This window comes from Castellaniella caeni NBRC 101664 (assembly GCF_001592225.1).
Lineage (GTDB): Bacteria > Pseudomonadota > Gammaproteobacteria > Burkholderiales > Burkholderiaceae_B > Castellaniella > Castellaniella caeni.
Genome location: NZ_BCWN01000028.1, coordinates 1 through 22429, shown reverse-complemented (window position 1 = coordinate 22429; position 22429 = coordinate 1). Strand labels below are relative to the sequence as shown.

General features: G+C 67.2%; 21 protein-coding genes. 3 read left to right on the top strand and 18 right to left on the bottom strand.

Annotated elements, in window-relative coordinates:
• The first annotated feature begins 48 nt into the window (after window positions 1-48).
• Complete coding sequence (locus tag CCA01S_RS14030; protein WP_066459592.1) at window positions 49-771, top strand: 16S rRNA (uracil(1498)-N(3))-methyltransferase; 723 nt, start codon at window positions 49-51, stop codon at window positions 769-771.
• Between the two features lie 37 nt (window positions 772-808).
• Here CCA01S_RS14030 and CCA01S_RS14025 read toward each other — a convergent pair whose 3' ends face one another.
• The 4 genes from CCA01S_RS14025 to CCA01S_RS14010 form a co-directional block, all read right to left on the bottom strand.
• A complete protein-coding gene (locus tag CCA01S_RS14025; RefSeq protein WP_066459590.1) occupies window positions 809-1267 on the bottom strand; it encodes a barstar family protein in 459 nt (152 codons plus the stop codon).
• Entirely contained in the window at window positions 1264-2475 is a 1212-nt protein-coding gene (locus tag CCA01S_RS14020; RefSeq protein ID WP_066459589.1) for a patatin-like phospholipase family protein, read from the bottom strand. The genes CCA01S_RS14025 and CCA01S_RS14020 overlap by 4 nt, the downstream gene beginning before the upstream one ends.
• On the bottom strand, window positions 2450-4744 hold the full coding sequence (locus tag CCA01S_RS14015; protein ID WP_066459587.1) for an NADP-dependent malic enzyme: 2295 nt from the start codon (window positions 4742-4744) through the stop codon (window positions 2450-2452). Before CCA01S_RS14015 ends, CCA01S_RS14020 begins: the two co-directional genes overlap by 26 nt.
• A gap of 121 nt (window positions 4745-4865) precedes the next feature.
• Window positions 4866-5771: a hypothetical protein gene (locus CCA01S_RS14010; RefSeq protein WP_066459585.1), complete on the bottom strand. Its 906-nt coding sequence runs from the start codon at window positions 5769-5771 to the stop codon at window positions 4866-4868.
• Window positions 5772-5834: 63 nt separating this feature from the next.
• Here CCA01S_RS14010 and CCA01S_RS14005 point away from each other — a divergent pair, with 63 nt between their 5' ends.
• Complete coding sequence (locus tag CCA01S_RS14005) at window positions 5835-7028, top strand: pyridoxal phosphate-dependent aminotransferase (RefSeq protein ID WP_066459583.1); 1194 nt, start codon at window positions 5835-5837, stop codon at window positions 7026-7028.
• Window positions 7029-7143: 115 nt separating this feature from the next.
• Here the strand turns inward: CCA01S_RS14005 and CCA01S_RS15875 are convergent, their stop codons facing one another.
• Entirely contained in the window at window positions 7144-8145 is a 1002-nt protein-coding gene (locus CCA01S_RS15875) for a lytic transglycosylase domain-containing protein (protein WP_066459582.1), read from the bottom strand.
• 95 nt (window positions 8146-8240) lie between these two features.
• Here CCA01S_RS15875 and ubiD point away from each other — a divergent pair, with 95 nt between their 5' ends.
• Window positions 8241-9788, top strand: coding sequence for a 4-hydroxy-3-polyprenylbenzoate decarboxylase (gene ubiD / locus CCA01S_RS13995; RefSeq protein WP_066459581.1), 1548 nt, complete (start codon window positions 8241-8243; stop codon window positions 9786-9788).
• 119 nt (window positions 9789-9907) lie between these two features.
• On the opposite strand, the gene CCA01S_RS13990 is transcribed toward ubiD, so the two are convergent.
• The 13 genes from CCA01S_RS13990 to dacB all read right to left on the bottom strand — a co-directional run bounded on the left by CCA01S_RS13990 (window position 9908) and on the right by dacB (window position 22280).
• Window positions 9908-10258 carry a hypothetical protein gene (locus CCA01S_RS13990; RefSeq protein ID WP_146030647.1) on the bottom strand — a complete coding sequence of 117 codons (351 nt, stop codon included), beginning with the start codon at window positions 10256-10258 and terminating at the stop codon, window positions 9908-9910.
• Window positions 10255-10770, bottom strand: a complete 516-nt coding sequence (locus CCA01S_RS13985; protein ID WP_066459576.1) for a phage holin family protein — start codon at window positions 10768-10770, stop codon at window positions 10255-10257. Before CCA01S_RS13985 ends, CCA01S_RS13990 begins: the two co-directional genes overlap by 4 nt.
• Before the next feature lie 5 nt (window positions 10771-10775).
• On the bottom strand, window positions 10776-11099 hold the full coding sequence (locus CCA01S_RS13980) for an ElaB/YgaM/YqjD family protein (protein WP_066459574.1): 324 nt from the start codon (window positions 11097-11099) through the stop codon (window positions 10776-10778).
• A 245-nt stretch (window positions 11100-11344) separates the two neighbouring features.
• On the bottom strand, window positions 11345-11983 hold the full coding sequence (gene upp / locus CCA01S_RS13975) for a uracil phosphoribosyltransferase (protein ID WP_066459572.1): 639 nt from the start codon (window positions 11981-11983) through the stop codon (window positions 11345-11347).
• Between the two features lie 52 nt (window positions 11984-12035).
• A complete protein-coding gene (locus CCA01S_RS13970) occupies window positions 12036-12428 on the bottom strand; it encodes a RidA family protein (protein WP_066459570.1) in 393 nt (130 codons plus the stop codon).
• A gap of 52 nt (window positions 12429-12480) precedes the next feature.
• Window positions 12481-12930: an acyl-CoA thioesterase gene (locus tag CCA01S_RS13965; RefSeq protein WP_084386792.1), complete on the bottom strand. Its 450-nt coding sequence runs from the start codon at window positions 12928-12930 to the stop codon at window positions 12481-12483.
• Window positions 12917-14527, bottom strand: coding sequence for an AMP-binding protein (locus CCA01S_RS13960; RefSeq protein WP_066459566.1), 1611 nt, complete (start codon window positions 14525-14527; stop codon window positions 12917-12919). The genes CCA01S_RS13965 and CCA01S_RS13960 overlap by 14 nt, the downstream gene beginning before the upstream one ends.
• Window positions 14528-14585: 58 nt before the next feature.
• The gene (locus tag CCA01S_RS13955; RefSeq protein ID WP_066459564.1) at window positions 14586-15764 is read right to left on the bottom strand and encodes an acyl-CoA dehydrogenase family protein; all 1179 of its coding nucleotides are present in this window, start codon (window positions 15762-15764) and stop codon (window positions 14586-14588) included.
• Between the two features lies 1 nt (window position 15765).
• The gene (locus tag CCA01S_RS13950) at window positions 15766-16620 is read right to left on the bottom strand and encodes an enoyl-CoA hydratase family protein (RefSeq protein ID WP_066459562.1); all 855 of its coding nucleotides are present in this window, start codon (window positions 16618-16620) and stop codon (window positions 15766-15768) included.
• A complete protein-coding gene (locus CCA01S_RS13945; protein ID WP_066459560.1) occupies window positions 16613-17197 on the bottom strand; it encodes a MarR family winged helix-turn-helix transcriptional regulator in 585 nt (194 codons plus the stop codon). The genes CCA01S_RS13950 and CCA01S_RS13945 overlap by 8 nt, the downstream gene beginning before the upstream one ends.
• An 8-nt stretch (window positions 17198-17205) precedes the next feature.
• The gene (locus CCA01S_RS13940) at window positions 17206-17970 is read right to left on the bottom strand and encodes an SDR family NAD(P)-dependent oxidoreductase (RefSeq protein ID WP_066459558.1); all 765 of its coding nucleotides are present in this window, start codon (window positions 17968-17970) and stop codon (window positions 17206-17208) included.
• Window positions 17967-20324, bottom strand: a complete 2358-nt coding sequence (locus tag CCA01S_RS13935; RefSeq protein WP_066459556.1) for a bifunctional salicylyl-CoA 5-hydroxylase/oxidoreductase — start codon at window positions 20322-20324, stop codon at window positions 17967-17969. Before CCA01S_RS13935 ends, CCA01S_RS13940 begins: the two co-directional genes overlap by 4 nt.
• Before the next feature lie 483 nt (window positions 20325-20807).
• Window positions 20808-22280 (bottom strand): D-alanyl-D-alanine carboxypeptidase/D-alanyl-D-alanine endopeptidase, encoded by a 1473-nt coding sequence (dacB, locus tag CCA01S_RS13930; RefSeq protein WP_066459555.1) that lies wholly within the window; start codon window positions 22278-22280, stop codon window positions 20808-20810.
• Between the last annotated feature and the right edge of the window lie 149 nt (window positions 22281-22429).

Here is a 22429-nt window from a genome sequence, read left to right as displayed (position 1 = left end):
CGGTTTATAGTCCACACATTCATTCCGTAGGGACATTCCCCGGCAGCCATGCCCATCGCCCGATTCTTCTGCCCCACCCCGCTGCAGGCTCACACGCGCGCCGTGCTGCCCGACGCGCTGGCGCACCACGCGCTGCGGGTCTTGCGCCTGCCCCCGGGCAGCGCCATCGTCCTGTTCGACGGGCGCGGCGGCCAGTATCCCGCCACCCTGGTGGCCGACGGACGCGCGGCCTACGCCGACGTCGGCGGCCACGACCCCCGCGATTGCGAGCTGCGCGGCCGCCTGACGCTCGTGCAGGGCATCGCGGGCGGCGACAAGATGGACTGGATCGTGGAAAAGGCGGTCGAGCTGGGCGTCGGCGCCCTGTATCCTGTCGCCGCCGAGCGCAGCGTGCTGCGCCTGAGCGGCCCGCGCCTGGACAAGCGCCTGACCCACTGGCGCGCCATCGTGCAAGCGGCCAGCGAGCAATGCGGGCGCAACCGCCTGATGCAGGTGCACGCCCCCGCGCCGTTGGCCGACTGCCTGGGCGCCCTCGAAGGCCCCACCCTGTTCTGCCATCCCGACGGCCCCGCCGATTTCGCCCAGGCGCTGCGCGCCGTGGACACGCGGCTGAGCCTGCTGGTCGGCCCCGAGGGCGGCTGGTCGGAGAGCGAACTCGCGCTTGCGCGCAAGCGAGGGTTGAGCGCAGTGCGGTTCGGCCCGCGCGTGCTGCGCACCGAAACCGCGGGACTGGCCATGGCGGCGGCGGCCACCGCGCTCTTGCAGTGGTAGGCCCACCGGCACGACAGGCCGACGGCGGCAGGCGGGCTTATTCTTCGCGCCCCGAATACGGCACGGGTTCGACCCCGGGCTCGGGGGCCGGGTGCGCACCGGCGTGTTCGATGGCAAAAGCAAACTGACGTTCGTTGTTTTGCCCCCACTCGACGACGTCGTTGCACACCCCCTGGATGGCCTGGGCGTCTTCGACCAGCGCCGGGTCGCCCGAATGCAGATGGCGGAACCACAGGAACATGCCGGTCTTCTGGTCGGCCAGCGTGTCGCACAAGCAGTCGTACAGGGCGTCGAGATTGCCGCCAAAGAATTCGGGATAGTCGATGGCCTTGACCACCGCGCGCAAGACGGCCGAGCGGCTGCGGGCGCGGTCGCAATCCACCACAAACGCGGCCAGGCCGGCCTCGGTGGCGGCAGCCAGGGCGTCTTGCTCGGATACGACCTGGGGATCAATCACCCCTTGGGCGAACATTTCGTGTATCTGGGCCAGACTCATGCGGACCACTCCTTGAAAAAAGCGATGATTTCATCAGCACGGCTCAGGCTGTCGGCCCGCCCCAACGCGATCAGGTCCTTCGTATAGCCTGTTTCAAACAACAAATACGACGCCAGTGCGCCACCGCCCGCCTCGACTTTCTTGGGGGAGACCCCCAGCACGCGAAACAGCGTATGCACGGCCCGCGGCAGCTCGTCCAGATGATCCAGCGCCATTTCGTCGAGAGAACGGCTGGGAGCGATCATCAGCGTGTGGATGGGCCGCAGTGACTCGCTTTTTAATCCATTTGCGGGGATTCGTGCAAGCAGCTCATTGATGCGCGCCATGCGCTCCATATCGACCGACACGCCGTCGAGAAAAATGTTCGACAGCGTATGGCCCGCAATCTGCGCCAGGCTGGGGTAAGGCGGGCTCAGATCGCGGATCTGTGGCTGGGTCTCGTCTTGATAATTGGTGCCGATGACGAAGACCCGCTCGGCCCCCAGGTGGATGGCGGGACTGATGGGCGCCAGCTGGCGCATCGAGCCGTCGCCGCACCACAGCGTGCGGTCACCCACCAGGATGGCGCGCGCCGGAAACACGAAGGGGATGGCGCTGGAAGCCAGCAGGTGATCGACGCCGATGGTGCAGTCCACGGCGCGGCGCAGCGTGCGCGTCCAGGGCAGGATGCCGCCCCGGGCCTGATAGAAGGTGAGGTGTTCGCCCGTGGTGTAGGCCGTGGCTGTGATCGCCAGCGCCCCCAGATGGCCGCGACGCAGATTGGTCTGCAGCCGGGAGAAGTTCAGCGTGCGCGACAGCAGCCCGGACAGCGGTTCGTTGTCGAGCAGGGAATGCGGCGCGTAGCGCGACAGCTGGGGACGAATCCAGCCCAGGGTGAGCATGCCCAGCCACTGCAGGCCGGTGCGCATCAGGCGCGGCGCGTCGGCGTAATAGATGTCGCGCGTGCACAACGACTGCCACAGGGCGCACAGATGGCGGACGGCCTGGTGTGGCTGATGCGCCCGGCACGCCAGTGCCGTGGCATTGATGGCGCCCGCCGAGGTGCCGCAGATGATGTCGAAGGGGTTGCGGAAGGTGCGCCGGGAGTCGGGGTCGAGCAGTTGCAGCACCCCCGACAGCACCCCGGCCTGGTAGGCGGCGCGCGCGCCACCGCCCGTCATCACCAGGCCGATGGCAGGCCGCTCAGGCGCGTCGCGGTTTGTTGGCATCGACCACCGTCAGTGCCGCCATGTTGACGATACGGCGCACCGTGGAGCTGGACGTGAGGATGTGCACCGGCGCGCTGGCCCCCAGCAGGAAGGGGCCGACCGCCACGTTGCCGCCCGCCGCCGTCTTGAGCAGGTTGTAGGCGATGTTGCCCGCATCGACGCTGGGACACACCAGCAGATTGGCTTCCCCCTGCAAGGTGGTGGTGGGCAGGATGCGCTGGCGCAAGGCCGGGTCGAGGGCGCAGTCGCCATGCATTTCGCCGTCGATTTCCAGGGCCGGGTCGCGCTCGCGCACCAGGGCCAGCGCCGCACGCATTTTCTCACCGGACGACGAGCTGCCCGTGCCGAAGTTGGAGCGCGACAGCAGGGCCGCCTTGGGCTCGATATTGAGGCGGCGCATTTCTTCGGCGGCCATGAGCGTGATCTCGGCGATCTGCGAGGCGTCGGGGCAGTCGTTGACGTGCGTGTCGGTGAGCGCGAGGGTGCGCTCTTCGAGCAGCAGGATGTTCATGGCGGCGTAGGTCTTGGCGCCCGGCTGCAGGCCCAGCACTTCGTCGATGAAGCGCAGGTGATTGCCGTAGGAGCCCACCGTGCCGCAGATCATGCCATCGGCGTCGCCCAGGCGCACCATCATGGCGCCGATGAGCGTGAGGCGGCGGCGCATTTCGACGCGCGCCATCTCTTTGGTGATGCCGCGGCGGCACATGAGTTCCCAGTAGGTGGTCCAGTATTGGTGGAAGCGCTCGTCGTGCTCGGGGTTGGTGACTTCGACGTCTTCGCCCAGGCGGATGCGCAGGCCGTATTTTTCGATGCGGGCCGCCAGCACCGCGGGTCGGCCCACCAGAATGGGCTTGGCCAGGCGTTCGTCCACGATGATCTGCACGGCGCGCAGCACGCGTTCGTCTTCGCCTTCGGCAAAGACGATGCGCGCCTTGCCGCCTTCGCGCACCATGGCGCGCGCCGCCGAGAACAGCGGCTTCATGAAGGCGCCCGAATGGTAGACGAACTGTTCGAGCTGCCCCGCGTAGCCGGCAATGTCGGCGATGGGCCGCGTGGCCACGCCGTCTTCCATGGCGGCCTGGGCCACGGCGGGCGAGATGCGCACGATGAGACGCGGATCGAAGGGTTTGGGGATGAAATAGTTGGGGCCGAACGACACGTCGTACAGGCCGTAGGCGGCGGCCACCACGTCGTTTTGTTCTTCGCGCGCGAGCTTGCAGATGGCCATGACGGCGGCTTTTTCCATGCCGCGCGTAATGGTGGTGGCCCCGACGTCGAGCGCTCCGCGGAAAATGTACGGGAAGCACAGAACGTTGTTGACCTGGTTGGGGAAGTCAGAGCGCCCAGTGGCGATGACGGCGTCGTCGCGCACGGCCAGCGCCTCGGCGGGCAGGATCTCGGGGTTGGGGTTGGCCAGGGCCAGCACCAGCGGGCGGGCCGCCATCTTCTTGACCATGTGCGGCTTGAGCACCCCGCCGGCCGACAGCCCCAGGAACACGTCGGCGTCACCGATGATGTCGTCCAGCGTGCGGGCGTCGGTCTTTTGCGCGAAACGGGACTTTTTCGGGTCCATCAGCACGGTGCGGCCTTCGTAGACCACGCCTTCGATGTCGGACACCCAGATGTGTTCGAGCGGCAGGCCCATGTCCATCATGAGTTCGAGGCAGCCCAGCGCGGCGGCGCCGGCCCCCGACACCACCACCTTGACTTGGGCAATGTCTTTGCCGACCACTTCAAGGCCGTTGATGAAGGCCGCCGTGACGCAGATGGCCGTGCCGTGCTGATCGTCGTGGAAGACGGGGATTTTCATGCGCTCGCGCAGCTTGCGCTCGACTTCGAAGCATTCGGGCGCCTTGATGTCTTCGAGGTTGATGCCACCGAAGGTGGGCTCGAGCCCGGCGATGATGTCCACCAGCTTGTCGGGGTCGGTTTCGTTGATTTCGATGTCGAAGACGTCGAGGCCGGAGAACTTCTTGAACAGCACCGCCTTGCCTTCCATGACGGGCTTGGAGGCCAGGGGCCCGATGCTGCCCAGACCCAGCACGGCGGTGCCGTTGGTGATGACCCCCACCAGGTTGCCGCGACCGGTGTAGCGGAAGGCGTTATGGGGATCGGTCACGATTTCTTCGCAGGCCGCCGCTACCCCTGGCGAATAGGCCAGGGCCAGGTCACGCTGGTTGGACAGCTGTTTGGTGGGGGTGACCGAAATTTTGCCGGGACGACCATGCTCGTGATATTCGAGCGCTGCCGCACGCAGGGATTCATCCATTGTGGTGCCTTGAGTCATGTTGTGTTGTGGGAGAGGATGCCAGCCATTCTAGCTTCTTGTTACCCACAGGGGTATGCCCAGGCGTGCATGCCGACCATGCCGCGGTCGGCATGGCGGGACATTAAAACTGCTGGCCTTGAAAGGGAAACAGGCCGCCGGGATCGAACAGCGCCCGCACCGCGGCGTCCTGCGCCTGACCAGCCGCGTCCGGCCCGGGCCGCTGCCCGTAGCGGGATTCATAGGGGCGGTCGGCGCTGCGGCCTGCGCGTTCGTCGAAGACCAGCCATTCGACCCAGCCCAGTTCGCCCCCATGCCCCAGCAGCAGGTGCGCCAGATTGACGACCTGCCCGGGCGCGGGCTTGAGGGCGTCAAGCCGGTAGCGGGCATCCCAGAACGCGGCCCGGTCGGCCTCGGCCTGCGGCAGTGGCGCGCTGAGTTCAAAAAGCCGGGGAATCATGGCCTGCACCCGGGCGTTGTCGAGCGGCTTGCGGTTGTCCACCCCGAAAGCGCCAAGATTGGCCTGCGTGCCGTCGGCCAACAGCACCAGAGCATGCACCAGCCCGCTGTCCGCCGTGTGCCCGAGCGCCCAGTCGCACGAACGGCGGTCGGCCAGCCAGGCCGCCACGGTCAGGTGCGGCGGCTGGTCGCGAAACTGCGGCAGACCGGCGGATTCGAGTTCGCCGATCAGGCAACCCGGCTGCACGAACCAGCGCGGATCGTCGGCCCCCAGACGATCGTGGCGCGCCATGGCGCTGCCGGGCTCGACCCAGAGCACGGGCATGTCGTCCTGCCGCGACGCGCTGGGAATGCCGTCCAGCGCCAGGGTGACGCCGTATTCCTGACACAGGCTGCGGGCGTGATAAACGTCCTGCATGTGCGTGGGCACCAGGCGGGCGCTGCCCGGTGTGGTGGAGAATTCGTAGACCTGCCCCTGGGCCACCCGCCTCAAGCGCGCGAGAAAGGCTTCCCAGGGGGGTTGTTCGGCACGGCGGCCCACCAGAAAGGCGCGGCGCGAGGGAGACTGCATCGGGAGACCTCCGGGTGTCAGGGCTACAATCAGGCATCGAAACAATGCTCTACGAGAGACGTCATGGTCCGACTGGCCGACAGAACCGAACGCACGGTGCCATTTTACGCCGTGGAAGTCCTGAAGCAGGCGCAGGCCCTGGCCGCCCAGGGGCGCGACATCATCAGCCTGGGCATCGGCGAACCCGACTTCACCGCCCCCGCCCGCGTGCTCGAAACCCTGAACCGCGCCGCCGACGCAGGGCTGAGCGGCTACACCGCGCCCGCCGGCATTCCGGCCCTGCGCGAAGCTATCGCCCACTATTACGACAGCCACTTCGGCGCGCGACTCGACCCGGCCCGCATCCTGATCACCTCGGGCGCCTCGGGCGCGCTGCTGCTGGCCGCCATGGCGCTCATCAACCCCGGCGACGAAGTGCTGATGCCCGACCCGTCCTACCCGGCCAACCAGAACTTCATCACCGCCGCGGGCGGCATCACCCGGCTGATCCCCACCACCGCCGCGCATCGGTTCCAGCTGTCCGCCGACGACATCGATGCCCACTGGGGGCCCAAGACGCGGGGCGTGCTGATCGCCTCGCCCAGCAACCCCACGGGCACCTCAATGCCGCGCGACGCCCTGCGCACCCTGATCGCCGCCGTGCGCGCCCGCGGCGGCTTCGTCATCATGGACGAAATCTACCTGGGCCTGTACTACGATGAAGCCCCGCAAAGCGCGCTCACGCTCGACGACGACATCCTCGTCATCAACAGCTTCTCCAAATACTTCCACATGACGGGCTGGCGCCTGGGCTGGCTCATGGCGCCTGCGGCGCTCATGCCCGCCATCGAACGCATGGCCGCCAGCCTGGCCATCTGCGCACCGGCCCTGGCGCAACACGCGGCCCTGAGCTGCTTCGAGCCCGAAGTCATGCAAATCTACGAGCGCCGCCGCCTGTCCTTCAAAGAACGGCGCGACTACCTGCTGCCCGAATTCGCCCGTCTGGGCCTGCACGTACCCGCGGCGCCAGACGGCGCCTTCTACATTTTTGCGGACGTCCGCGCGTTTGGCCTGGACAGCACCGAGTTCTGCCGCCGCCTGCTCAACGAGGCCGGGGTGGCGGCGGTGCCGGGGTTGGACTTCGGCCAGGCGCATGCCAGCCACACCGTGCGCTTCTCGTACGCCACGGGGCTCGACCGCCTGCACGAGGCCATCGGGCGAATGGACGACTTTCTGGGGCGGCTGCGCACCACGGTGGCCGAAACCACCCACGCCTAGTACGCCCACGCCTGATATGCTGTCCGGTTGATCTGCACATTCAAATCGGGACGGATGCGCAGCCCAGACAAGGCGCAAACCGCAGCGATAGCCGCAGATGCACGCGGCGCGGCCTTTACCGCTTGCCCAGCGGAATGCCCGAGGCCAGGGCGATGCGGCGGCGTTCGGCCAGCACGCTGGCGCCATAGCCGCCGTCGCTCGGGCCCGAGGCCCCCACGTAACAGGCCAGGCCACCCTCGATCGAGCCGCGGCGGCGGATGCAGTCGGCCAGAATCTGCGTGCCGATACGGATGTTGACCACCGGATTGAAAATGGACGCGGGCCCGCCGCTGGCGCGCAGTTTGTCGCGGTGCACGGTGCCCATGATTTGCATGAGACCCTGCGCGCCCACGGCGCTTTCCACGAAGGGGTTGTAGCGCGACTCGATGGCGATCACGGCCAGCAGCAGCTGCGGATCGACGTTGAACTCTTTGCCGATGGCGAACGTGGTGCGTGCCAGAGCGCCCGCCACACTCGACGCGATCCGGTATTTGCGCGACAGATAGCTGCGCAGGCCCTTGGCCTGCCCTGCCGTCACGCCGGGAATCGGCTGGTCGCGCATGCTGGCCGCCAGGGCCTGGAAGAAATCGATGCTGGCGGAGGCCAGACGCGCGTTGTACGCCACAGGCGGCCGGACGGGCGCCTGCTGCGCCCCGGCGCCCGACGCCGCAGGCGCGGCGGACTGGGCGGCGGCAGGCGGCGTGGCCTGAGCGACCGTACCGGCCGCGGATGAGCCCGCCGTGGATGAACCGGTCGCGGACGAATTGCTGGCGGACGCAGGCGCCGCCGCGACGGGTGCGCTGACGTCGGGCGCCTCGGCGAGGTCAGTGGGCGGCGACCAATTGTCCGACTCGGTGCCGCCGTACCCGCCCGCGCCGTCGGCCTGGAACATGGCCAGCACGACTTCGTGCAGCTGCTGCGACTGCTGGCGCATCGAGGGCAGCACCAGGCTCAGGCCCAGGGTGGTGAGCACGGCAAGCCCCAGGTAGATGGCGCTGACGTGGATGAATTCGCTGACGGGGGAAACGAGGGCTCGCAGGCGGTGCTGCAGCCGTTCGGGCAGGAACCCTGCTGACATGAAGGCCTCTCAGTGTCCTGTGCGTGCTGCCGCGCGGTGGGAGGGAATGGTAATCTTTGGCACGACCCACACTGTAACCTGATTGACGACGCCCTGTGAAATACCGCGACCTTCGAGACTTCATCGCCCAGCTGGAACGCCAGGGCCAGCTCAAACGCATCCACCATCCCATCTCCACCACACTGGAGATGACGGAAATCAGCGACCGGGTGCTGCGCGCCGGCGGCCCGGCCCTGCTGTTCGAGACCCCCCGGCACGGCGGCGCCGACAGCGACATCCACGTACTGACCAACCTGTTCGGCACGCCACAGCGGGTGGCCTGGGGCATGGGGGCCGATACGGTCGAGGCCCTGCGCGACACCGGCGAGTTGCTGGCGTCGCTGCGCGAGCCCAGCCCCCCCCAGGGCTTTCGCGACGCGCTGTCCAAAGTGGCCATGCTGAAAGCCGCCATGTGGGACATGAACCCGCGCCAGCTGCGCTCCGCCCCCTGCCAGGAAGTCGTCATCGAGGCGCAGGATGTCGATTTGCACACCCTGCCGCTGCAAAGCTGCTGGCCGGGCGACGTGGCGCCGCTACTGACCTGGGGGCTGGTCATCACCCGCGGCCCCAAGGCGCGGCGCCAGAACCTGGGCATCTACCGCCAGCAGCTGCTGGGGCGCAACAAGCTCATCATGCGCTGGCTGTCGCACCGCGGCGGCGCACTGGATTTCCGCGACCACTGCCTGGCCCACCCAGGCCAGCCGTTTCCCATCGCCGTGGCCCTGGGCACCGACCCGGCCACGCTGCTGGCCGCCGTCACTCCCATCCCCGATTCGCTCTCCGAATACCAATTTGCCGGTCTGCTGCGCGGCTCGCGCACCGAACTGGCGGCGACGCTGGGCGGCAAGCTGCAGGTGCCCGCCTACGCCGAAATCATCCTCGAAGGCCACATTCTGCCCGCCGGCGACCCGCGCGCCAGCACGCCGCAAGTGCCCGACGGGGTGGCGCCCCCGCCGGACACCGGCTACGAGATGGCGCTGGAAGGCCCCTACGGCGACCACACCGGCTACTACAACGAGCAAGACTGGTTTCCGGTATTCACGGTCGAACGCATCACGCACCGGCGCCAACCCATCTACCACAGCACCTACACGGGCAAGCCGCCCGATGAACCCGCGGTGCTGGGCGTGGCGCTCAACGAAGTCTTCGTGCCCCTGCTCAAGCGGCAGTTCCCGGAAATCGTCGATTTCTACCTGCCGCCCGAAGGCTGCAGCTACCGCCTGGCGGTGGTGTCGATGCGCAAGCAGTATCCGGGCCACGCCAAGCGCATCCTGTTCGGCCTCTGGAGCGTGCTGCGTCAGTTCATGTACACCAAATTCATCGTGGTGGTGGACGAGGACATCGACGTGCGCAACTGGGCCGAAGTCATCTGGGCCATGACCACCCGCATGGATCCCGTGCGCGACACCACCCTGGTCGAAAACACCCCCATCGACTATCTGGACTTCGCCTCGCCCGTTTCGGGGCTGGGCGGCAAGATGGGGCTGGACGCCACCAACAAGTGGCCTGGGGAAACCGACCGCGAATGGGGGCGCCCCATCCGCATGTCGGACGAGGTCAAGCAGCGCGTGGACGCGATCTGGGAGCAGCTGGGGATCCTCTGAACAAATCCCCGTGTCGCTGTCATCTGTAGATTCAACTGGTTCAGGGGGTTCTCGGCCCCCCTGAAGCCAAGCCGTGTTTCGCAGCCGGATCGTCGACACCCGGGTTTCGGCCCAGGGTTTCAGTCGTCCGACGGCGGGGTGCTCTGGCGCCGCAAAAGCCAGACCAGGCCCGCGGCCAGGGCGGCCTTGGCGGCCAGGCCGCGGCGCCCCGGCTTGAGCACCAGCGAACTGGCCAGCGACCACAGCATGGGGTAGCGGCGCACGGCGCGCCAGCCCAGCCCCACCCAGCCCAGGCCGGTGGCGCGCAATTGCTCGGTGGCCTGGGACACCAGGGCCTGGGGCCGCAGCTGCCCAGCCAGGTGGCAGACGCTGCGGCACAGCGCGGCGCGCTCGTAGTCGGCCCGCAGGCGCAGCAGCTCGATCATCAGGCGGCGATCCCGAGGCGCCACGGGCGGGTTTGGCGGTGTCATGCGCGCGGCTCCGGCGGGTAGTCCGCGGTGCCCGGCGCCACGGATGGATCGGACGTGGACGCGGCAGCAGCAGCGGTGGCAGCACCGAATGCACCCTGCGGCGCGGCTGCGCCGGACGCCGCCTGCGACGCGGGGGCGGGTGTCCTGGCGGACGACAGTACCCCGGCATCCTGGCGCAGCACGTCGAGCGTGACGGCAAACGGCGCGGGATCGTGGCGCGCGCGCCAGATGACGCGCCAGGCAAAACCCAGCCCCAGCACGGCATACAGCAGCGCCAGCCCCCCGAGGGCCAGATAGCGCTGGTCGGTGGGCCAGAAATACAGGACGACCCCCAGCGAGGCCACCAGCAAGGCCAGCAACAGGCACACGACGGCCAACAGGACGAGCGCCAGCCGACCCAGCAGGTGATCGCGCGCTTCTTGCGCTTCGAGTGTGAAGAGTTCGAGGCGCGTGGCCAGCAAGGCCACGGCCTGCGCGGCGCTGTCCGCCAAGGCCCGCTGCAATGCCGCCATCGTGCCTAGCGCCGCGACAGCAGCGCGCCCAGCAAGAGGCCGGCCACGCCCGCGATGCCGACGGCCTTCCAGGGGTTGGACTGGACGTATTCATCGGTGTCCTGCACCACTTTGCGGCCTTGCTGCAGCAGGGATTCTTGCGTCTCGGACAAGGTGGCCCGCCCCTGGTCGAGCGCCTGCAGGGCGCGGGCGCGCAGGTCGTTGGCCTTTTCTCCGGTGGCCTGGGCCGCCTCGTGCAAGAGGCGTTCGGCCTGATCGAGGCTGGACTTGAGGTCTTCGATCAGGGCATCACTGGCGGATTGCGTGGCAATGGGTTTGCGACTGGCCATCTTGGGCTCCTTACAAAAGAGACACGGATGCCGTCATGCTAACCGATTCGTCCATCCCCAGAAACCCGGACTTCAACGGGCCTGCGCCAGATCAAACCAGGCGCGTACCGCGCACCCCGGGCCGAAACGGGCAAAACCACAGGGGACGCCTGTCCGCACAGGCGCCCGTTCAGCGCACAAGGATCTGCTCAACGCCCGGACGCCTGCTCAACGCCCGGACGCCCGCTCAGCGCACGGGCACCTGTTCAATCATCTTTCTGGCGCGTGCCGAAAATGCGGTCGCCGGCATCGCCCAGGCCCGGAATGATGTAGCCGTCTTCGTTCAGGTGATCGTCGATGGAGGCCGTGTAGATGTGCACGTCGGGGTGGGCTTTCTCGACGGCGGCGATGCCCTCGGGCGCGGCCACCAGCACCAGCGCGCGCACCGTGCGGCTGCCCGCCTGTTTGAGCATGTCGATCGCGGCGATCATCGAGCCGCCCGTGGCCAGCATGGGATCGACGATCAGCGCCAGGCGCTGGTCGAGCTGCCCGACCAGTTTTTCCAGATAGGGCTGGGCCTGCAGGGTTTCTTCGTTGCGCGCGATGCCCACGGCGCTGACCTTGGCCCCAGGGATGAGCGTGAGGACGCCATCGAGCATGCCGATGCCCGCGCGCAGGATGGGCACGACCGTGACCTTCTTGCCCGCCAGCTTCTCGACGTCCAGCTCGCCCGCCCAGCCCGTGATGTGGGCCGGTTCGAGCGGCAGGTCTTTGGTGGCCTCGTAGGTGAGCAAGGCGCCGATTTCCTGGGCCATCTCGCGGAAATTCTTGGTGCTGAGATCGGCGCGGCGCATGAGACCCAGTTTGTGGCGAATGAGGGGATGGCGGATTTCGTGGATGGGCATGGCGGCTCGATGTCAGGAACGTATTGCCCAGCAGTGTACCCCCGCGGGGGCGTCAATCCGGGATGACCGCCGTGACTTCGATCTCGACCTTGGCCCGGTCTTCGATCAGCGCGGACACCTCGACCGCCGTCATGGCGGCACTGAAGCTGCCGATGAGTTCGCGAAAGGCCTTGCCGATCTCGGGGTAGGCGGCCACGTAGGCGTTCTTGTCCGTGACGTACCAGGTCATGCGCACGATGTGCTCGGGCCGGGCGCCGCCCTCGGCCAGCACCTCGACGATGTTTTGCAGCGCCTGGCGCACCTGCCCGGCCAGGTCGTCGGTATGGAAGACCCCTTGCGCATCCCAGCCGATCATGCCAGCCACGAAAATCTGGCGACCACGCACCGAGACGCCATTGGAATACCCCTTGGGACGCGGCCAGCCGGGAGGAAGCAGAATGTGCATGAGAGACTCCTTCAATGCATGAGAAAGACAAAAACGGGTCTGGCGCGCGGGTTCAGCGCGCGCCGTCGGCATCGGCGGCCGGGGCCGGCGCCGCCAGCGCCGCGCGCACGTCCGGCGGCATGGCAATCGCCTGATGGGTGTCGAGATCGGTAAACACCAGTACCTGGCGCGACGCCACGCGCAGCACGCCGTCGCCGCCGCGCGCGTCGAGGGACAGCGACAGGGACTTGCCGCCGACGCGGGCGACCGCCAGGCCGAAATCCAGCGTCTCGCCCACGCGGGCAATGGCCCGGAAGTCGCATTCCAGGCGCACGATGGGCAGGCCGATGCGGCGCGGCCCCAGCATGTCGGCGTACGAAACCCCCAGGCCCTGGGTGAACCAGTCTTCGACCAAGTGGTTGAACAACACCAGGTACTGGGGAAAGAACACGATGCCCGCTGGGTCGCAGTGCGAAAAACGGATGGGATAGCGGCAGTGGAAGTCCATATCAGGCCGACTCATGCAGTTTGAAGCGCTGCAGCTTGCCTGTCTGCGTGCGCGGCAGTTTATCGACAAAGGCCATGGCCCGGGGGTATTTGTAGGGAGCGATGGTGGCTTTGACAAAATCCTGCAGGGTCTTTTTCATGGCGTCGTCACCGGTCTGCCCCTGGCGCAAGACGACAAACGCCTTCACCAGCTGCCCCCGTTCGAGGTCGGGCACGCCGATGACCGCACATTCGGCCACCGCCGGATGCTGCATGAGGGCCTCTTCGACGTCGGGCGCGGCGATGTTATAGCCCGACGAGATGATCATGTCGTCCGTGCGCGACTGATAAAAGAAATAGCCATCCTCATCCATCAGGTAGGCGTCCCCCGTCAGGTTCCAGCCGTCCTGCACATATTGCTTCTGCCGCGGATCGGCCAGGTAGCGGCAACCGGTGGGCCCCTGGACGGCCAGGCGGCCCACCGTGCCGGGCGGCACGTCGCGGCCCGCCTCGTCCACGATCTTGGCCCGGTAGCCGGGCACCGGCGTCCCCGTGGCGCCGGGGCGCGCGTGCGCTTCGTCGTGCGAGATGAAGATGTGCAGCATCTCGGTGGCGCCAATGCCGTCGATGAGTTCGATGCCGGTGGCTTCTTTCCACAAGGCGCGCGTCGAGGCCGACAGGGCCTCGCCCGCGGAGACGCACTTGCGCAGGGCCGAGCGGCGCAGGTCGAGCCCACGCGCCGACAAGGTGCGGTACGACGTGGGCGCCGTGAAGACGATGGTGGCGCCAAAGGTCTGGATGCCTTCGAGCAGCTGGGGCGGGCCGGCCTTTTCGAGCAGCACCGTGGACGCCCCCACCGCCAGAGGGAACAGCAGCAGCCCGCCCAAGCCGAACGTGAACGCCAGCGGCGGGCTGCCGATGAAGATGTCGTCCGCTGTTGGCCGCAGCACGTGCCGTGGCCAACAGGCGCAAATGGTCATGACGTCCCGGTGAAAGTGCATGGTGGCCTTGGGCACCCCGGTCGTGCCCGAGGTAAAGCCCAGGATGCAGGTGTCGTCAGCCGCCGTGTCCACGTTGTGGAACTCGGGCGAGGCGCGCTTCATGAGGGCCTCCAGGCCATCAGGCCCCGGGTGGCCGAAGTGGCGCACCTGCCTCAAGGTGCCGCAATGCTGGGCTGCCAGCGCCATTTCCTCGGCCAGCGCGGCATCGCACAGGGCGTGCGACACCTGGCCGATCTCGATGACGGCCTTGAGTTCTTTGGCGCGCAGCAAGGGCATGGTGGCAACGGCAATGCCCCCGGCCTTCACGACGGCGAACCAGCAGGCCGCCAGCATCGGATTGTTGGGCGCGCGCAGCAGCACGCGGTTGCCGGGCACCAGGCCCATGTCGTGCACCAGCACGTTGGCAATGCGGTTGGCCCGATCCAGCAGATCGGCGTAGGTCCAGCGCACGCCGGGCGCCTGGATGCACAGGCGCTCGCCGCGCCCTTCCCGCACGTGCCGGTCAAGCAGTTCGGTGGCGCAATTGAGCTGCGCGGGAAACCGCAGTTCGGGCAAGTCGAACAGAAATTGCGGCTGCTGGTCGGCGGGCGGCAGGCGGTCGCGCGCAAACGTATCTTGAAGGGCACTGCTCATGGCTCTGTCTCCTGAACTCCGATCCTCTCGATGGCGGGGGCTGCGGGCCCCTTCTGGCTTAGTGTCCCGACGCCGGCTGCGCGGCCTTGAGCAACTCGCGCGCGATGATCAGCTGCTGCACCTCGGTGGCCCCCTCGTAGATGCGCAAGGCGCGAATCTCGCGGTATAGACGTTCGACGGGCTGCTCACTGACCACGCCCAGGCCGCCCCACAGCTGCACGGCGGCATCGATCACCTGCTGGGCGTTCTCGGTGGCCGTCATCTTGGCCATGGCGGCCTCGCGGGTGATGGTCTGCCCCTGGTCGCGCAGCCAAGCGGCGCGATAGGTCAGCAGGGCGGCGCTGTCGATGGCCGTGGCCATCTGCGCCAGCTTGGCCTGCGTCAGCTGGAAGTCGGCCAGCACACCCTTGAACATGTTGCGGTGAATGGCGCGATCCAGCGCTTCGTCGAGGGCGCGCCGGGCAAAGCCCAGGGCGGCGGCGGCCACCGACGTGCGAAAGACGTCCAGCGTGCGCATGGCGAGCTTGAAGCCCTGGCCCGCCGCCCCCAGGCGCTGGCTGGCCGGGATGCGGCACTGGCTGAATTTCAGCCGCGCCAGGGGGTGCGGGGCAATCACCTCGATGCGCTCGGCGATCTCGAAGCCCGGCGTGCCGGCATCGACGATGAAGGCCGAGATGCCGCGCGCGCCCGGCGCCTCGCCCGTGCGCGCAAACACCACGTAGAAGTCGGCGATACCGCCATTGGAAATCCAGGTTTTTTCGCCGTCGAGCACGTAGTGGTCGCCCTCGGCGCGCGCCGCGCAGGACAGGGCCGCGACATCCGAGCCCGCGTCCGGCTCAGACAGGGCGAAGGCGGCGATGGCCGTGCCCTGCACCACGCGGGTGAGGTAGCGGGCGCGCTGGTCGGCGGAACCTTCGAGCGAGATGGCCCCCGAACCCAGCCCCTGCATGGCAAAGGCGAAGTCGGCGATGCCCGAATGGCGCGCCAGGGTTTCGCGAATGAGGCAGATGGCGCGCGTGTCGATGACTTCGCCCGCGCCGCCCTGCGCCGCGCCTGCCACGGCATGGCGCAACCAGCCGTCGCGCCCCAGGGTGCGCACCAGCGCGCGACAGGCGTCGTCCACGTCGCGCCCATGGGTCGGCGCGACGTGCTCGTGGGCCCAGGCGTCCAGCGCGCAGGCCAGCTCGCGATGGCGCGGCTCGAAGAAAGGCCAGTCGAGGTAGGAGGTATCAGCCATCTCAGTTGCCTTCAAAACGGGGTTTCTGCTTGCCCACGAAAGCGTGGTAAGCACGGGAAAAATCTTGTGTCAGCATGCACAGGGCCTGCGCCTGCGCCTCGGCCTCGATAGCCTGCTCGATGGTCATGGCCCACTCTTGATGCAGCATGGTCTTGGTGATGCCGTTGGCGAAGCTGGGGCCTTCGACCAACCGGGCGGCCAGCGCCTGAGCCTCGGCCAGCAGCGCTTCGGGCTCGCACAGGCGGTTGAAAAAGCCCCAGCGCTCGCCTTCCTCGCCGCCCAGGCTGCGGCCCGTGTACAGCAGTTCGCTGGCGCGCCCCTGGCCGACGATGCGCGGCAAAAAGGCGCAGGCGCCCATGTCGCAGCCCGCCAGCCCCACGCGGTTGAATAGAAACGCCGTCTTGCTGCGCGCCGTGCCCAGGCGCAAGTCGGACGCCATGGCGAGGATCGCCCCGGCCCCCGCGCAAACGCCGTCCACGGCGGCCACGATGGGCTGCGGGCAGGCGCGCATCATCTTCACGACTTCGCCCGTCATGCGGGTGAACATCAGCAGTTCGGGTGCCTTCAGGCGGATGAGCGGCCCGATGATTTCGTGCACATCGCCGCCCGAGCAGAAGTTTTCGCCCGCGCCGACCAACACCACCGCCTGGACGTCATCGGCCCATTTCAACTGGTGAAAGAGGTCGCGCAGCTCGGCATAGCTTTCGAAGGTGAGCGGGTTTTTGCGCTCGGGGCGATTCAGCGTGATGGTGGCCACCCCCTGCTGCACGTGCCAAACGAAGTGCTGGGCCTGATACCCGGCCAGCGGACGGCGGTTGCCGGCCAGCAGGCCGGGGTCGATCGTGGGGTCAGTCATGGGGAGAACTCCGTGAAGGGGTGCGGGCTTCTTGGCGGGCGGCCGCTTGCAGCTCGGTCTGGCGCCGGGCCAGGTGCACGCGCAGCTCGCCCAGCAAGCCGTACAAGGTTTCTTTGCTTTCGACGGGCAGGCCGCGGAACATCTCGGTCAGCCAGCGCTCATGCTCGACCGCCATCGCGGCAAAGGCGACGCGCCCCTGCTCGGTGAGGCTGACGAAGAAGGAACGGCGGTCTTCGGGGTCTTCGAGGCGCTGCACCAGGCCGTCTTTGACAAGTTCGTCGGTCAGGCCCGTGACGTTGCCGCCCGTGACCATCAGATAGCCCGAGAGCACCTTCATGCGCAGCCCCTCGGGATGGCGTTCGAGCTGGGCCATGTAGTCAAAGCGCCGCAGACTGGTGGCGATGCGCGTGCGCAGCAACTGGCGGATCTGCTGCTCGATCTGGTTCGAGCAGGCCAGCAGGCGCAGCCAGATGCGGGTGTCCAGGTGGTCGTGGGCCTGCACCCGGGCTTCGAGCCCGATGTGCTCGTCGCCCAGCGAGCGCACCAGCTGCAGGTGTTGTTTGGCTAAAGAGTTCATACCGCGCCCTACATGATCTCGCCGCCGCAGACGGAGATCGTCTGCCCGGTCACGGCGCCCGTCCCGGTGCCGCAGAGCCAGGCCACCGCATCGGCCACCTCGACGGGATCGACCAGGCGCCCCTGCGGGTTGGTCTTGACGAATTCAGCGCGGGCTTCGGCCTCGCCGCGCCCGGTCTTGGCCATGACGCGGGCGATGCTGTCGCGCACGATGTCGGTGTCGGTATAGCCGGGGCACACGGCATTGACCGTGACCCCGCTGCGCGCCAGCTCGCGCGCCAGGGCGCGCGTCAGGCCAATGACGCCGTGTTTGGCGGCGCAATAGGCCGAGACGTAGGCGTAGCCCGTCTGCCCCGCCGTGCTGGCCACATTGACCACCCGGCCCCAGCCGGCCTGCAGCATGTCGGGCAGGGCCAGCTGGGTGCAGTGCATGGTGCCAGTAAGGTTGACGTCGAGCATGCGCTGCCAGAGGGCGACGTCCATCTTCGCAAAGGGGGCGCTCTCGGCCTGCCCGGCGTTGTTGACGAGCAGTTGCACGGGGCCAAAGCGCCGCCGGGCGGCCTCCAGGGCCCGCGCCAGCTGCGCGGCGTCGGCCACGTCGGCGGCCACGGCGTGCAGGCCATCAGGGTCTTCCTCGGCCAGCGCCTGCCCGGTTGCCAGGCTGCGCCCCAGGATGGTGACCTGGTGGCCCTGGGCGCGCAGACGCCGGGTGATGGCCGCGCCGATGCCGCGCGCGCCGCCCGTGACCAAAGCGTGCAAGGGGGCCGTGCTCATGCCTGGGCCTTTGCCGCCGCGTGCTGCAGAGCCTGTTCCTGCATCTGGTGCTCACGGGCGAACAGGGTCTCCATCTGGCGCTTGCCCTGGAAATACTGCTTGGGCCAGCTCACGTCCTCGTAGCCGATCTTGGCGGCCTCGGTCAGCGTCCAGGCGGGGTTGGCCAGGTGCGGGCGCGCCACCGCGCAGAGGTCGGCGCGGCCCGCCGCCAGGATGCTGTTGACGTGGTCGGCCTCGCTGATGGCGCCCACGGCAATCGTGGGAATACCCGCTTCCTGGCGGATGCGGTCGGCCAGCGGGGTCTGGAACATGCGCCCGTAGACGGGTTTTTCCTGTTTGCTGACCTGCCCGGACGAGCAATCGATGAGGTCGGCGCCCGCCGCCTTGAAGGCCTGGGCAATGGCCACGGCGTCTTCGGGCGTGGTGCCGCCTTCGACCCAGTCAGTGGCGGAAATACGCACCGACATGGGCTTGTCTTGCGGCCAGAGCGCGCGCATGGCGGTGAAGATTTCCAGCGGATAGCGCAGGCGGTTTTCCAGCGAGCCGCCGTACGCGTCGGCGCGACGGTTCGTCAGGGGCGAAATGAAGGCGGACAGCAAGTAGCCGTGCGCGCAGTGCAGTTCGAGCCAGTCGGCCCCGGTCTCGATGGCGGCCCGGGTGGCAGCCAGGAACTGCGCCTTGACGGCATCCAGATCGGCTTGCGTCATCTCGCGGGCCACCTGGCTGATGCCTTCGAGGTACTGTTCGGGCGAGGCCGACAGAATGGGCCAGTTGCCTTCTGCCAGCGGCAGGTCGGTGCCCTCCCAGGCGCGGCGCGTGGAAGCCTTGGGGCCGGCATGTCCCAGCTGGATGCCAAAGCAGGCATCGGTGTGGGTGTGTATCCAGTCGGCGATCCGCTTGAACGCCGCCGTGTGCTCGGGCTTGTAGAGCCCCGGGCAGCCCGGCGTGATGCGGCCCTCGGGGCTGACGCAGGTCATCTCGGCAAACACCAGGCCCGCCCCGCCCAGGGCGCGCGCGCCCAGGTGCACCAGGTGGAAGTCGCCCACCAGGCCGTCTTCGGCGGAATACTGGGCCATGGGCGACACCACCACGCGGTTCTTCAGGCGCAGCCCGCGCACGGTGTAGGGGGTGAACATGGGCGGCGGCGGCGTGCTGCCCTCGGGCATGGGCAGCCCATCGCGCTGGGCGAACCAGCGCTCGTAGCCTTCGAGCCAGCCCTTGTCGCGCAAGCGCAGGTTTTCGTGGCTGATGCGCTGGCTGCGCGTGAGCATCGAGTACATGAACTGCTCGGGTTCGAGCTGGTCGCAGTAGCGTCGGCCGCACACCTCGAACCATTCCATGGCGTTCCAGGCGGCGTTTTGCAGGCGCAGGGTTTCGACGCGTCGGGCCTCCTGGTAGGCGGCCAGCACTTCGGGGATGTGGGCTGGTGTGTCGCCCAGCAGCTTGAACTGGCGGGTGAGTTCGATGGCGTCTTCGATGGCCAGCTTGGTGCCCGAGCCGATGGCGAAGTGCGCCGTATGCACGGCATCCCCCATCAGCACGACATGACTGCCGTATTCGTTGCGCAGCCACCAGTGTTCGCAGACGACGCGCTGGAAATTGAGCCAGGCCGACCCGCGTAGGTGGCGCGCGTTGGACACCAGCGCCGACCCCTGCAGATTGTCGGCGAACAGTTGTTCGCAGAACTGGATGGACTGGTCTTGCGTGGCGCTGTCCAGGCCGTGGGCTTTCCAGGTGTCTTCGGTGGTCTCGACGATGAAGGTGGAGGTGGTGTCGTCAAATTTGTAGATGTGTGCCTGGAACCAGCCGTGTTCGGTGCGCTGGAAGTCGAAGGTGAAGGCGTCGTACAAACGGTGCGTGCCCAGCCAGATGTAGCGGTTGGGCCGGGTGACGATGTCGGGTTGAAAGACGGATTCGTATTTTTTGCGGATACGCGAGTTGACGCCATCGGCGGCGATGATGAGGTCGGCGTCGGGGTATTCGACGTCCGACTGGACGTCGGTTTCGAAGACCAGCTTGACACCCAGCTGTTCGCAGCGCGCCTGCAGGATGTTGAGCAATTTTTTGCGACCGATGCCGACGAAGCCATGTCCGCCAGAGCGGATGCGCCGCCCTTTGAAGCGCAGTTCGATGTCGTCCCAGTGGTTGAAGGCGGCCTGGATTTCGTCGGCGGTTTCGGCATCCCACTGACGCATGTTGTCCATGGTGATGTCGGAGAAGACGACGCCCCAGCCAAAGGTGTCGTAAGGGCGGTTGCGCTCGACGACGGTGATGTCGTGGCTGGCATCCAGTTTTTTCATCAAGAGGGCCAGATACAAACCAGCCGGCCCACCGCCTATGCATACGATCTTCATGCTCTGTCTCCTTGCCTGTTGGACTGGGCATGTCATCTGGCATGCCGCAAAGTAATTTAGTTTCTATTAATTTAGAAATAAATTACTTTGCTGTCAATCGGAAATTACGTGCGAATTCTGAACATGGCACGTGTCGATGGTGATGTTGCTGGTTCTAAACGGTGGTTGCACAGTGTTCTGGCCCGCACCGGCGCGCCAATCGCGCCTGGGTTCCAGGACAGGGACCGCACAGTCCTTCCACCCAGGCGCAATCGTCCCGCCTCGTCTGGGCTTGGGGCGCCGGGGATGCTACCGACGTTGTTTTTTGCCCTGTTTTGAGTTTCATCGGGGGCATAGGGGGCTGGATGGAGGGACTGTGTGGTCCCTGTCCCGGAACCCAGCCCCCTGTGGCCCGAGGTGCCGCCGGGTTTCCTGGCCTCACACACCTCGATGTCGCTGACTGCTTCCCCGGCATCACCTGCGTAGATGCCGATACCGCTGACTCTAACGGGCGGCCAGCCAGCGGACGATTTCGTCGTCGAAGGCGCGCACGGCGGCGGCGCCGGGGTGGTTGACCAGGCTGACGAGGATGTAGCGCTTGCCGCTGGCGCCGCGCACATAGCCCGCTAAAGCCCGGGAATTTTTCAGCGTGCCCGTCTTCAGGTGCGCCTGGCCCTTGGTGTCAGCCGAGCGCAGGCGTTTGCGCATCGTGCCGTCCATGCCGGAAATGGACAGCGAAGAGACAAACTCGGGCATGAGCGGCGAGCGCCAGGCGTAATCCAGCATCTGCGCCAGGCCTTGCGCCGTGATGCGCCCCTGGCGCGACAGGCCCGAGCCGTTGTCGAGCACCCAGCCCGTGGTATCGACCTTTTGCCGCTGCAGGATCTGGGTGACGGCGCGGTCGCCCGTCTCGGGCGTGGCGCCCGACCCGATGACTTCGGCGGCCACCGTCAACAGCGTCATGCGCGCCATGACGTTGTTGCTGTGCTTGTTGATCTGGCGGATGACATCCGACAAGGCGGGGGAATCGTGCCAGGTCAGCACTTCGGTGCGCGCGGGTATTTTGCCTTCTTGAAAACCACGCCCCAGGGTGCCGCCCAGGTTTTGCCACAGCATGCGAAACAGGGCCTCGAAATGGTCGGCCTGCGAACCCGCCAGGCGATAGACGCTGAATTCGCCGCACGAGCCCGTGGCCTTGCCCGCCACCCGGATTGTCGTCACATGGTCTTGCACGCGCGCATCCACCGAGAACCCCGTGGCGGGCTTGCAGCGCCCTTCTTCCCACTGCAGCTGGCCATCGACACGCACGTTGCGGGTGGGCGGATCGACGATCGTGACCCACTGGCGGTGTTTTTCATCAGGCTGAAAGATGATGCGCGCCGCGCCAAAATCGACCATCATCGCGTCGGCGCTGGCGTTATAGGGACGGTCGGGGGCATCGTCGAATTCGCCCGGATCGATCGACACGTTGCCAAACAGGCTGCGGTCGACCACGACGTCAGTCAGGTTCTTGATGCCACGCAGCCGCAGCTCGTTGAGCATGCCCCAGAGATCGGCGACGGTGAACCAGGGGTCGCCGCCCGCCTTGACGTACAAAGGCCCCTGCAAGGTGCCCTGCTCATCCACCCGCGCCCCCGCGTTGGAGAGCAGTTGCGTGCGCCAGACGTAATCGGGCCCCAGGGTAGACAAGGCCGACCAGGTGGTGACGGTCTTCATGACAGACGCCGGGTTGCGCGGCACTTCGGCATTGATGCGGCTGATCACCGGCCCGCCCGCCTCGCGGATTTCGAGCGACAAGGACGAGTCAGGCAATTTGGTGGCTTTCCAGGCTTTCTGCAGCTCGGGCGGCAAGGCCTGTGCCAATGCAGCGCCCGCCACACCGGCCAGCAGGCCCAGCCCCAAGCCCAGCTGCGCCAGCCACTTGACCACCCGATGCGCGGGCCGACCGCCCGCCCCGAAACATTGCCGCCGATTCACGCTGCCACCTGACAAAAAGCGTCAGCATAATCCAAGAAGCGCGCCCCAGGGGCCCCGTCACACACTGAGACAAAGCAGCCAGAAAGGAATAAACCCAGACGCAACGCCAAGAGAATCCCCAAAGTCCCAAACCGAGACAAGGCGTGCCG